Genomic DNA, 12,777 nt, shown 5'->3' with positions numbered 1-12,777 from the left:
ACTATTGATGATTAATTAACATCCGTGTCCTTGAAAAGTACAGCAAATAATCATTCCGTCATCATCTTCGTAGTATACATCGCTACATCGCTGAGATGGCGCTCCACCTTTTACAGTTCCTGCTTTTAAGTTTGAAATTATTTTTTTGTTTAGGCTAATTTTCTTGAAATTTCTTTTTTTCATGACGTTTAATTTTAAGTTATAAACTAAAAGTACATATTCAAAAGCGATTTCTAGTACGGTTTCACCGTAAAAAACTAATTGTCAATTAAATACATCATCTGCAGAAAAAAATATCTTTTACATAATTCTCAGTTCCATCTTAAAATAAAAAGGGAGTCCCGTATTTTTCAAGTTTTTGTCAGTGAAGAAAATAAATGGTATTTTGTTCTATTATTCTTTTTCTAAAAAATATCTTATGAAGATAAAACTACTTTTTTTAATTTTCCCTTTATTTATAATTGCACAATCAAATGATACGTATGTTGATCTTAAAACTGTTCCGTCTGAAACAGGAATTGTAGTTACTAAAATGGCTCCTTTTTCTGTGTTGAATGCAGATTATGAGTATTACGGAATGTATAATTTGCTTCAATCGGTCAATGAATTGAATGCTGCTGGACTTGATTTTGACAGTCAAACACTAGAAAAATCAATGCGAACTACTTCTTATAATGAAACTATAAAAATTGGAGGAATTCATACTACTTTTGAAACTATACATCCTGAAGCTATTTCGAGAAATGATGTCATTGTTTCTGGTGATGGTTATAAAGTTAGATTGAATGTTTCTAATATCTTTCAGAAGAAAACCAAAACAATTATTGCATCATTAACTACGCATAAAAGAGGTTTGGCAACTAGTTTTTATGTGGATAGTAATTTATTCAAAAATACAACTACAAATTCTATTTCAGAACTAAGAATAGATTTTGGAGATGGACAGGATTTTAGAACTATTCCTTTCAATACTCCAATTCAAATTTCTTATGTAAATGCTGGAAAAAAGACACTTACATTTAATGTACGTTTTGCTAATGGTGAAGAAACTGAATCTACTTCAACCTTATTTGTAAGTGGTTCAAACTCGCCAGAAAATATGCATACTGTAACCGCAACTATTGATCCTGCATTGTCTATTTATTCAGGTGTAGACAGTTTCCCAGGAATGGGAGAATATGAAATATTTTTAGGCGCAGATAATTCATTAGATAAACCTATCATTGTAATTGATGGCTTTGATCCTGATGATACAAGAGATATCAACGCAATTTATGATTTACTAACGTATACAGACGCTGGTGGAGCGACTCAAAATTTAGGAGACAGAATTAGAGCTGATGAAGATTTTGATATTGTTATTTTAAATCTGCCACAGTATTTAAAATTAACAGATAATACATTACAACTGTTAAGTACTATTACTGACACAAATGGAGATTTGGTTATTGATGAAACTGATTATCCTGTTGGAAGCACTTTAGTTGATGGAGGCGCAGATTTTATTGAACGAAATGCAATGACATTGGTTCAACTAATTACTACTATTAACAGCCAGAAAGTCGGAAATGAAGAAAATGTAATTATTGGTCCTAGCATGGGCGGATTAATTTCTAGATACGCCTTAAAGTATATGGAAGATAACTCGCTTTCGCACGATACACGTTTATGGATTTCATTTGATGCGCCACATTTAGGTGCAAATGTTCCTATTGGATTTCAACACTTATTCAACTATTTAGCATACGGATTAGATACTTGGGTTGGTAATTTTAGTGTAGTTTCTTTACGACCCGTTGTTGACGGAATGTTAAAATCGCCAGCAGCAAGACAAATGCTTACTGATCATATGGAATCACATTTACAAAGTGGACAAATTGCAGAATTTGATGATAGTGTTGTTTTACCGCAACCGCATCCTTATTTTGACCTTTTCTTTAATCGATTAAATGGCACAGGAACATCTGGTTATCCTGAAAATTTAAGAAAAGTAACCATGATTAACGGGAGTGGTTTTGGAAATCCTTATTTAGACAAAATGAATAATCCTATTTTGCCTGGAAGACAAGTGTTAGATGCACTTATAGAAGATGTAGCATTTCTTACGGATGTTCATTTAAAAGTATGGTATGGACCAACTAGCGGAACTACCGCAGAAGTTAGTGATATTTGGGTAGATGCACCCGTTTTATGTTTTTGCGATATTTATGCCGATGCAGATTCTAGAGCGGAAAGTTTTTCAAATGGAATTGATGCAGCAATGGGCGGACTTTTTGATTTAGGCGCTTTATCAACTACATTCACAGGCGGAGATCCTACGATTGATGCTTTCTTCATGAATTTACAAACTGATTATTTTAATTTTATTCCCACCATAAGTTCAATGGCATTAAAAAATCAAAACAATTGGTATGCAATACCTACTCCAACTACTGCAGAAAACGTAAATGAAACACCTTTTGACGCTTGGCACATGCCTGTGAATAATGAAAATCACATTTCACTTTCTCCTGAAAATGTTAATTTTGCATGGAATGAAATTGTGAATAATTCTTTAGGAATAAACGACAATATACAAGATGATTTTATAATTGTTCTCAATCCAGTTAAAGAACAATTAATACTAAATATCCCTATTGATTTAACGCAATTAGCTGTTTCAATTTATGATATTTCCGGAAGATTGATTTTAGAGAAAAATATAGTTAACACATCAAACAACATAACAATTCCAATGAAATTAAACGCTGGAATGTATATACTTCAATTAGGATATAATGATAAAATACAGGTAGAAAAGGTTATAGTTCATTAAATTTTAAGACATAGTAGTATTAAAAAAGCAGCTCAATTGAGCTGCTTTTTTAATAATTTAAGAAGTATAACTAATTATTAATTAGCTTCATAATCTTTATCAGTTCCAACATGTGCTCCTGTAGCATTGATTACTGTATTATCAGAAGCAACAATCATAGCAACGATTGACATTTTGCTTCTATCATTTACCAAAGCTGGTATAGCAATATCAAATAATTTATCATTCTTTGAGTTTGCAGCTGTATTAGCAATAGCATCACCTAATACATTCGTCATTGAATGTCTTAATGTATGATTGTGCTCAAATTGTGGAATTGGATCTACTCCTCCATAATAACTTGTATAATTACCTTGTGAAGCTACAATTCCGTCTTCAAGAACCAATACTACCAATTTTGCTCCTGATGTACTTTGTGCAAATGCAGTACTAACATATACTTGCAATTGATTTCCAACTACCATAGAGTTTATTGATAATCCTGAAGTAGTTGTTCCAGTAGCTAAGTTTGTAGCTTGTGCAACATTACTTGGCTCAGGATATGTCCATTCAGCATCTCTGTTAATTACTGCTGTTGGGTAACTTCCACCTGGATTAAATTGAGATACTAATGTAGAGCTAAATGAATTTTCCATATTATCTCCACTGTGCGCTGCAATAGCAAATACTCTATCTGATTGTGCTTCAACTTGCTCAATAGCATATGAAACTCTTGGGCACCATCCGCACCATGTTCCTGTGAAATCTTCAATTACCGCATTTCTAGCGAAAGTTCCTGGCGCAGTTTCAGCAGTTACAGGCAATGTAAATATAGTTGAAGTAAGTGCATCTTTAGTAGCTGTTGCTTCTAAATCTCCCATAGCTGTTGCCATAAATCTATTTCCAACAATAGCAGTTCCATTTACTGAAATATCAGCAGAATCTGTAATTGTATAATCGTTTCCTGAAGCATCTGTTCCGATAACAATAAAAGCAGCAGTATCTCCTACTTTAATACTTGTATCTGCACTTTCTACACGTAAAGCAGTAAGTACTGGAGGTAACACATTTAAATTAATATTAGCACTTGTTAATCCTTCGTAAGAAGCTTTGATAGTAAATGAACCAGTTGCAGTTGGTGTATAAGATACGCCTTGAATAGAACTGTTGTTTACTAATATAGTTGAAGTCGATGTTACGTTGCTTCCATCATTAGCTGTTACTGTAAATGTAACGGAACCACCTAACTCTATTGAACTGTCACTTGAAGTTACTGTTATAGATGTAATTCCTGAGCCGCCCGGCGTTGGTGTTGTAGGTGTTCCGCCTCCGTCTGAATCACTACTACAAGAGTAGGTAAATATAGCGACTACAGCGACTAAGCATTTTAAGATGTTTCTTGTTTTCATAAAGACTTTTTTTTAAAGTTTTGATTTGGTTTATTTTGCGTACTAAATTATAGTAAATTTTTGTTAAAAAAAAGAAAAATACAATAAACAGTAAATCAACTAAATAGCCTATTAATTATATAGAGAATGTGGAGAAAATTGTGAAATCGATTTATTTTATTATTATTGCTTTTTTAAAATATCCTTTTATATATTTACGAAATTCTCACTATTAAACTAAAAAATATGAAATCAATTATAAGTATTGCTGTTGTATTCTTACTATTTACACTACATGCAAATGCGCAAAAAGAAATTCCTAATATTTCTGTAAAAACCTTAGACGGAACTTCATTAAACATGGATGAAATCACGAAAGTAAAAGGCGTAAAAATTATTAGTTTTTGGGCAACTTGGTGTGTTCCTTGTATTAATGAGTTAGATGCAATTAGTGAAGTGTATGACGATTGGAAAGATGAAACTAATGTAGAATTAATTGCTATTGCAACTGACGACGCAAGAACTAAAAAAAGAATTAAGCCATTAATTAATGGTAAAGGTTGGGAATACAAAATTCTTTTAGATGAAAATCAAGATTTACAACGGGCGTTAAATATCACAACAATGCCACACGTAATTGTAATTAAAGATGGAGAAATTGTATATCGCCACACAGGATACTTTCCTGGTGCAGAAGATCAACTTTACGAAGTAGTTAAGAAAAACACGAAGTAAACCTAACCAAAAATTAAACTAAACTAACTAACATATTTGCATGAAAAAATTACTATACCTTTCTGTTGCATTGGCTTTTTCTGTAGGATTTGCGCAAGAACAAGATGATGAAGACAAAAAAGATTGGGGAACACTCACTGGTGGATTTGAATCTAATATGCAATGGTATAATGATGATACGAAACTAGGAAAATTTGCCGAAGACGAACATTTTAGATCAAACAACTATCTAAAATTAGACTATAATTACGGAAAATGGTTTGTTGGTATTCAAGTAGAATCGTATGCGCCAATGCCATTACTTAACTATTCTCCAAAACTTGACGATACAAATGTTGCATTATACTATGCAAAATATAAAACCGAAAAACTGGAAGTAACTGCCGGTTATTTTTATGAGCAATTTGGAAGTGGACTTATTTTAAGAGCATGGGAAAATCGTCCGTTAGGAATTAATAACGCATTTAGAGGAGGAAGAATTAAATATGATCCTTCAAACTCTTTATCATTTACCGGAATGTATGGAAGACAACGCGAAGGTTTCAAATTGTCAGAAGGTGAAGTTTTCGGATTCAACTCAGAAATTGACCTAACAACTGCATTCAACTTAGAAACTTCTTCGCTTTCTGCAGGTGTAAGTTATGTGGGAAGAAAACAAGACATTCCAGAAGAATTCCAAAATACTGGTTTTGACGAACTAACAAACGCTTTTTCTGCACGATTAGATTATTCTGGAAACTCTTTTTATTCTGGAATTGAATTCATCACGAAAGGAAAAGATGCTATTGTAAATTCACAACGATACATTGAAAACTTTGTAGAAAAAGGAAATGCACTTTTAGTAAACTTCGGATATTCTGAAAAAGGACTTGGAATTGACGCTACTTTTAGAAGATTAGAAAACATGAATTTCTTTTCGGATAGAGATGCCACAGGAAACGTATTCAACGAAAACATTGTAAACTATTTACCTGCATTAACAAAACAGCACGATTACGCGTTGACAAACATTTATGTATACCAAGCGCAACCTGCAATTTCTGTCCCTGATCCATCTTTACTTAAATTTGGTGAGATTGGCGGACAAATAGATATATTCTATAACTTTGAAAAAGGATCTACATTAGGTGGGAAATATGGAACTAAAGTTGCTATGAATGCTTCCTATTGGGCAGGATTAAGAGGCGATTTTAATTTTACAGACAGAGACGCTGAAATAGAATATTTTGGTTTCGGACAGAAGTATTTTTCAGAAGTTAGTTTAGAAGTTCGTAAAAAATGGAATTCTAAATGGCGTAGTATCTTTTACTATGTAAACCAATATTACAACCAACGGTATATTATTGACGAACGTGGCGTTGTAAACTCAAATATTGCTGTTGCAGAAGCAACGTATAGAATAAGCTCAAAACAATCAATTCGTTTAGAAGCACAACATTTATGGACGCCAGATGATGACAAAAACTGGGCAGGTGGAACGCTAGAGTTCAACGTAACGCCAAGATTATCATTTTACGTGACTGATATTTACAACTACGGAAATGACATAGAAGATGAACAAATTCACTATTACAATGTTGGCGGAAGTTTCAGTAAAGGTGCATCAAGAATTGCCTTAAACTACGGACGTCAACGTGGCGGATTAGTATGTGTTGGAGGTGTTTGTCGTTTTGTACCACAAAGTACAGGATTGACCGTTAATATATCAACAGCATTTTAGAAAACTTACAACCAAACCAACTAACCACAAAAAATCCCTTATGTATTTTGCATAAGGGATTTTATTTTTTTATCATTCAGAAAAAGGAAAATTCATAATTCTAAACTATCAAGGTTTATACTTCAAAGGAACATGTACTACTTTCTTTGTTTCAAAAAACGCTTCTTCAAAATAATCTGAAATTGAATACAAGGTTGCTTTCGGGAAATCTTTCAATTCCTCAGACAAATCGCCACCTTTTAAATATAAGATTCCGTTTTTCAATTCATGATGTTGCTTTTTGGCAACTTTCTTGCGAACCCATTTTACAAAATCGGGCATATTAGTAACAGCTCTGCTCACAATAAAATCGAACAAACCTTTCACATTTTCGGCGCGCATATGATGTCCAGAAACATTCGTTAACTTCAAACTTTCCGCAACAGCTTCTACTACTTTTATTTTTTTTCCAATTGCATCAACCAACACAAATTGAACTTCTGGAAACAGTATAGCCAAAGGAATTCCAGGAAAACCGCCGCCTGTACCAACATCTAGTATTCGCGAACCTGACACAAACGGTTGTACCTTTGCAATTGCCAACGCGTGCAATACGTGTCGAATGTACAATTCGTCAATGTCTTTTCTCGAAATCACATTAATCTGTGCATTCCATTCTTTATATAACGCTTCTAGTTGTTCAAATTGAGCAACTTGAATCTCCGTTAACTCTTTAAAATATTTTTGTATAATTTCCATATCTTCGACAAAACTAATCTTTATTTGTGATTATGTGAATTTATTATTTTCAAATCACGATATTTGCAATATAAAGTAACAAAGTATCGTTACTCATAAAAGAAAAATAGTTCCTCCATGACGCAACAAAATGACGATCAAGAAATCGTAGAATCATTAAAGAATTGGAAATCAATCATAGCAAAGTATAAGAAAAAAAGTACTAAAAAAGCGATCGGTCAAATGGCTTCCTCGTTTTTACCTTTTATAGCCGTCTGGGCATTAATGTATTTCACACTTGATTTTTCACTAATACTAACATTCTTACTAGGAATTGTAAATGCATTTTTCTTAGTTCGAATCTTTATCATTCAACATGATTGTGGACATAATTCCTTTATCAAATCACAAAAAGCAAGTAACTTTATAGGATATTTTTGTAGTGTATTTAGTTTTTTACCTTTTAAATATTGGGCAGAAACACACACATTTCACCACGGACATAACGGACAATTAGAAAAAAATGTACGCCAAGTTGGTGATTTACCAACATTAACCGTTGAAGAATTTAGAGCAAAAAATTGGTGGGGAAAATTCAAATACAAAGTATTCAGAAGTCCAATTGTAATTTTTGTAATTGCACCAGCATATTATTTAATTATCACAACAAAATATCCTTTCTTAAAATTTAATAACTGGAAAAGAACCACGTATTTACTCATTAAAGATAACATTGTAATGATTGTTCCTTATTTAGTATTGGGATATTTAATAGGTTGGGCAGACTTTTTTGCGGTTCAATTTATCATTTTATTTTTCTTCGGAATCATTGCATTTTGGTTTTTCTACGTTCAGCATCAACATGAATTCTCATACAAGAAATGGAAAGAAGAATGGAATTTTGTATTATCTGCTATCAAAGGAAGTAGTTACATAAAACTTCCAAGAATCATGGAATGGTTTACAGGACATATTGGAATTCACCACATTCACCACTTAAACAGTAGAATTCCTAATTACAACTTAAAAAAGTGTTTTACGGAGAATAAAATCTTATCAAAATACGTAACTACGCTTTCCTTTAAAGATGGATTAAAAATGATGTTTCACAAATTATGGGATGAAGAACAACAACGTATGATTACGTTTAGAGAATACTACAGACTAGAAAAAGTTCGCGTAGCAAGCTAACTTCAAACAACATACAATTATGAAAAAGTCTACTTTAGTAGGCTTTTTTTTGTTTATTACCACAATTAAAAGTGAATCTTTGAGATTTCTTCAAAAAGAAAAAATCATAACACAAAACCCAATAATTAGTATTAACATTGTTTCGTCTTAAATTATAAAATAACTAATTTCGCAAGATTCAGTTTCAAACAATATAATCAATACAACAATGTCAATATTATCTGAAAGAGTTTTAAACATGTCCACTTCTGCTACGCTAGCAATGGCAGCAAAAGCAAGAGAATTGAGAAATGAAGGGAAAAATATCATTGGATTAAGTTTGGGCGAACCAGACTTCAATACACCTGATTTCATTAAAGAAGCAGCCATTCAGGCAATTAATGATAACTACAATAGTTATACGCCAGTTGATGGATATGCAGAACTCAAAGAAGCGATTATTCACAAATTTCAGCGAGACAATCAATTAACATATGAACCTTCTCAAATTGTAGTTTCTACGGGAGCAAAACAATCGTTGGCAAATATTGCGATGGTTTTATTAAATGATGGCGATGAAGTAATTCTTCCAGCACCTTATTGGGTAAGTTATAGCGATATTGTAAAATTGGCAGAAGGCGTTCCTGTGGAAGTCGCAACGTCTATTGAAACTGATTTTAAAATAACGCCTGCGCAATTAGAAGCTGCAATTACACCAAAAACAAAAATGATTTGGTTCAGCTCTCCATGTAATCCTAGTGGTTCTGTGTATAGCGAAGCAGAATTAAGAGCATTAGCAATAGTTCTAGAAAAACATCCAAATATTTATGTAGTTTCTGATGAAATTTACGAACATATCAACTTTACCAACGAGCATTTCAGTATTGCGAGAATTCCATCTATGTACAATCGTACGATTACGGTAAATGGAGTTTCCAAAGCATTTGCAATGACAGGTTGGCGAATTGGATATATTGGTGGACCAACAGAAATTGCAAGAGCTTGTAACAAGATTCAAGGACAAATTACAAGTGGTGCTAATTGTATTGCACAACGTGCTACAATTGCTGCTTTAAATGCTTCTAAAGACAAAATTCAATACATGATTGATGAGTTTTTAAAGCGTAGAGATATTGTATTAGAATTATTAGGCGAAATCGAAGGATTCAAGGTAAATGTTCCAGAAGGTGCTTTTTATGTATTTCCAGATATTTCGTATTTCTTTGGGAAAACATTACGTGGAAAAACGATCAACAATGCTACTGATTTTTCGTTGTATTTATTAGATGAAGCATTAGTTGCTACGGTAACTGGAGATGCTTTTGGAAGCCCAAACTGTATCCGAATTTCGTATGCAGCTTCCGAAGAACAACTACGAACTGCCATCAAACAAATCAAAGAAGTACTTTAAATAAAGTCTATTTTTAAAATATAGTATAAAAGCTGTTTTCGAAAGAATGCAGCTTTTTTTTTGTCTTGTCATTGCGAGAATTTTGCTAAAAATTCGTAGCAATCTGTTACTCATTCAATAGACAGTTTTGTTGCTTTCTCTAGATCGAAAAATTAAATAAAGAATAACTATATTCTAAAAAAATGTAGAATTCATAGTACTTCTCGATACAATTTTCTATCCATTTCGACTCCGCTCAATGTGACAGAAAATCACTCGAAGTGACGTTTTGAGTGAAATCAAAAATATAAAACGCAAAATATAAAAGTTAAAAGTTTTTTTCACAAACAAACAAACAAACAAACAAACAAATCAACAAAAGTGAAGTTATCCAAAAAAAATAAGCCAAAAAATGTTTGATAAGGACATCTTTTGGCTCGGTTGAGATTAACTAATTAACTAAATTATATTGAGTACTAAAAGTGAAATCGTTAGTATAGCACCACTTAACATGATGATGGAGTTTGGAAACTTCCGTTCGTAACGCCAGAAAAATTCTTTAATTCCGAAAAACAGAAAGGTATTAAAAGCATAAAAAATAACAATGCAATATGTCAAATCGATTCCGAAAAATGTTCGTGCTGGCGCAGATTGTACTGTAAAGTCTGAACTTATAAAAATCATTACAACAGTACTTGTCAATAGTACAACGGTAACTAACCAGCAAAATTCCAGAAAATTAAACTTCTTTAACATTTGTTTTAATGCTTTTGATAATTACTGTAAATATCACTAAAACATTTGAAGTGTAAAAGGGGATTTTTCCCCTTTCTCGCATATTTTATATAAAATACCAACTAATGTTTAAAATGATTGATGAAAAATTGAATTATATTTTCTTTATGTGAGATAGAAAACCTAAGCATAACCTTAGTTACGGTTCTGTTTTATGTTAAAGCAGTAAGGATATAGAAACAATTTTAAACTGTCATTTTAAATTTTAATTGGTATAAACAATCAAATAAGCGATTACGAATACAGAAACCTTTAAAATAGTTCCAATTGCAGATGTAAATCGGAGTTGATTCGTTTTTACTAATTGCTTTAAACTAAACAAAGAGTTTGATTTTAAATTGCGAAAGTTTTCCTTAATTTCTTCTTTATAACTAGAAGTTAACATTCCTCTGCTGAAGAAATCTGAATGATTTTGTGTAGATTCAATAGGAATTGAAATTGGCTGTAATTGATGTGTTGGTCTCATGATGTTTTTTTTGATTGATTATATAAGTAAGACGGCTCAACACAATTAATGTTACAGGATTTTTCAAAAAAAACACAAAAAATATTTCTCAAATTACTGAAAACTAGCGATTTCTCCAGAAGAATGGCGTAATCAGAATCAATACCGTAAATAATTCTAAACGTCCGAGAAGCATCAAAAATGCACACCACCATTTTCCAAAAGCTGGTATATTATTATAATTTTCAAGCGGATTCAAACTGCCCAAAGCTGGACCAACATTTCCTAAAGAAGATGCTGCGCCTCCAATTGCCGATTCAAAATCTAATCCAACAAATCCTAAAACTAGTGCGCCAATAATAAATAGCAACATGTAAAGAATAAAGAAACCTAAAATATTATATACAATCTGTTCAGAAACAGATTTGTTGTTATAACGCACAGGAATAATTGCGCGCGGATGCAACATTCGTTTAAATTCTAAAAAACCATTTTTAATCATCAATAAATGTCGTACAACTTTTACACCTCCAGAAGTAGAGCCTGCGGAACCTCCAAGAAACATTAAACCAAAAAAGAAAATCGTTAAAAATGTGGTCCAAGAAGTGAAATCTGCAGTGACAAATCCTGTGGTTGTAATGACTGCAACAACTTGAAACAACGAGTGTCTAAATCCACTTTCCGCTTCGCCCCAAACCATCGGATGATACGCAGAAGGTTCCACATTTACTTGTGTATGAATGATTGCCGTGACAATTATGGTAAACAACAACGTAAAAATTAGGTAAAAACGGAATTCTTCGTCTCTCAGCACTTTTTGAATTTTTCCTTTAAAGGCGAAATAACTCAACACAAAGTTTGTTCCTGCTAAAAACATAAAGAAAATAATAATATATTGAATGATTGGAGTATCATTCCAATGCGCAATACTTGCGTCTTTTGTAGAAAATCCTCCCGTAGATAATGTACACATTGCATGGTTAATAGCGTCAAAAAACGACATTCCTGCAATCTGTAACAGAATGGTTTCTGCAATTGTATATCCTACGTAAATAAGCCACAAACGTTTGGCTGTATCTGTAATTCTTGGGTGTAATTTGTCGGCACTTGGTCCAGGCGCTTCCGCAGCAAATAACTGCATTCCTCCTATTCCTAATAATGGTAAAATTGCAATTGCCAATACAATAATTCCCATTCCACCAATCCAATGTGTCATACTTCTCCAGAATAATATCCCTTCTGGCAAACCTTCTATTTTTTCAAGAATTGTTGCGCCTGTTGTGGTATAACCAGACATAGTTTCAAAGAAAGCATTTGTAAAACTTGGAATTGTTTTGGTAAATAAATACGGAAACATTCCCGAAAGGGACATAAAAATCCAACCAAAAGTTACGACAATGTATCCTTCTCGTTTTTTGATTTCTTTGACATGATCTCTTGTCGTTACCATTAAAAGTGAACCAGTAATAATTGTCACTAATGCTGCTAAAAAGAGCTGAAATGTGATGCCATCTTCATACAAATAACTTACCAATGTGGCTATAAGCATAAATCCGCCGTTGCAAACTAACAGCAGTCCCATTAAATGAAAAATGATTTTATAATTTACCTTCATGATCAATG

General features: G+C 32.7%; 11 protein-coding genes. 5 read left to right on the top strand and 6 right to left on the bottom strand.

Annotation, left to right across the window (positions count from 1 at the left end; genetic code table 11):
• Window positions 1-15: 15 nt before the first annotated feature.
• Window positions 16-183: a hypothetical protein gene (locus IMCC3317_RS18995; protein WP_160131061.1), complete on the bottom strand. Its 168-nt coding sequence runs from the start codon at window positions 181-183 to the stop codon at window positions 16-18.
• 235 nt (window positions 184-418) lie between these two features.
• Between IMCC3317_RS18995 and IMCC3317_RS18990 the strand changes: the two genes are divergently transcribed.
• Complete coding sequence (locus tag IMCC3317_RS18990) at window positions 419-2,815, top strand: T9SS type A sorting domain-containing protein (protein WP_160131060.1); 2,397 nt, start codon at window positions 419-421, stop codon at window positions 2,813-2,815.
• A gap of 77 nt (window positions 2,816-2,892) precedes the next feature.
• Here the strand turns inward: IMCC3317_RS18990 and IMCC3317_RS18985 are convergent, their stop codons facing one another.
• Window positions 2,893-4,203 carry an Omp28-related outer membrane protein gene (locus tag IMCC3317_RS18985; protein ID WP_160131059.1) on the bottom strand — a complete coding sequence of 437 codons (1,311 nt, stop codon included), beginning with the start codon at window positions 4,201-4,203 and terminating at the stop codon, window positions 2,893-2,895.
• A 225-nt stretch (window positions 4,204-4,428) separates the two neighbouring features.
• On the opposite strand from IMCC3317_RS18985, the gene IMCC3317_RS18980 reads away from it, so the two are divergent.
• Both IMCC3317_RS18980 and IMCC3317_RS18975 read left to right on the top strand, forming a co-directional pair.
• Complete coding sequence (locus IMCC3317_RS18980; RefSeq protein ID WP_170293858.1) at window positions 4,429-4,917, top strand: TlpA family protein disulfide reductase; 489 nt, start codon at window positions 4,429-4,431, stop codon at window positions 4,915-4,917.
• A gap of 40 nt (window positions 4,918-4,957) precedes the next feature.
• On the top strand, window positions 4,958-6,637 hold the full coding sequence (locus IMCC3317_RS18975) for a DUF6029 family protein (RefSeq protein ID WP_160131058.1): 1,680 nt from the start codon (window positions 4,958-4,960) through the stop codon (window positions 6,635-6,637).
• 108 nt (window positions 6,638-6,745) lie between these two features.
• Here IMCC3317_RS18975 and rsmG read toward each other — a convergent pair whose 3' ends face one another.
• On the bottom strand, window positions 6,746-7,375 hold the full coding sequence (gene rsmG / locus IMCC3317_RS18970) for a 16S rRNA (guanine(527)-N(7))-methyltransferase RsmG (RefSeq protein WP_160131057.1): 630 nt from the start codon (window positions 7,373-7,375) through the stop codon (window positions 6,746-6,748).
• Window positions 7,376-7,492: 117 nt separating this feature from the next.
• Here rsmG and IMCC3317_RS18965 point away from each other — a divergent pair, with 117 nt between their 5' ends.
• A complete protein-coding gene (locus IMCC3317_RS18965) occupies window positions 7,493-8,545 on the top strand; it encodes a fatty acid desaturase (protein WP_160131056.1) in 1,053 nt (350 codons plus the stop codon).
• A gap of 208 nt (window positions 8,546-8,753) precedes the next feature.
• The gene (locus tag IMCC3317_RS18960) at window positions 8,754-9,935 is read left to right on the top strand and encodes a pyridoxal phosphate-dependent aminotransferase (RefSeq protein ID WP_160131055.1); all 1,182 of its coding nucleotides are present in this window, start codon (window positions 8,754-8,756) and stop codon (window positions 9,933-9,935) included.
• A gap of 438 nt (window positions 9,936-10,373) precedes the next feature.
• Here the strand turns inward: IMCC3317_RS18960 and IMCC3317_RS18955 are convergent, their stop codons facing one another.
• From IMCC3317_RS18955 to IMCC3317_RS18945, 3 genes are all read right to left on the bottom strand, one after another.
• Window positions 10,374-10,670: a hypothetical protein gene (locus tag IMCC3317_RS18955; RefSeq protein ID WP_160131054.1), complete on the bottom strand. Its 297-nt coding sequence runs from the start codon at window positions 10,668-10,670 to the stop codon at window positions 10,374-10,376.
• 244 nt (window positions 10,671-10,914) lie between these two features.
• Window positions 10,915-11,175 (bottom strand): hypothetical protein, encoded by a 261-nt coding sequence (locus tag IMCC3317_RS18950; protein ID WP_160131053.1) that lies wholly within the window; start codon window positions 11,173-11,175, stop codon window positions 10,915-10,917.
• A 103-nt stretch (window positions 11,176-11,278) separates the two neighbouring features.
• Window positions 11,279-12,769 (bottom strand): TrkH family potassium uptake protein, encoded by a 1,491-nt coding sequence (locus tag IMCC3317_RS18945; RefSeq protein WP_160131052.1) that lies wholly within the window; start codon window positions 12,767-12,769, stop codon window positions 11,279-11,281.
• Window positions 12,770-12,777 lie beyond the last annotated feature (8 nt).

It is taken from the genome of Kordia antarctica, assembly GCF_009901525.1.
Classification (GTDB): Bacteria; Bacteroidota; Bacteroidia; order Flavobacteriales; family Flavobacteriaceae; genus Kordia; species Kordia antarctica.
This window is presented reverse-complemented; position numbering and strand designations above follow the sequence as displayed.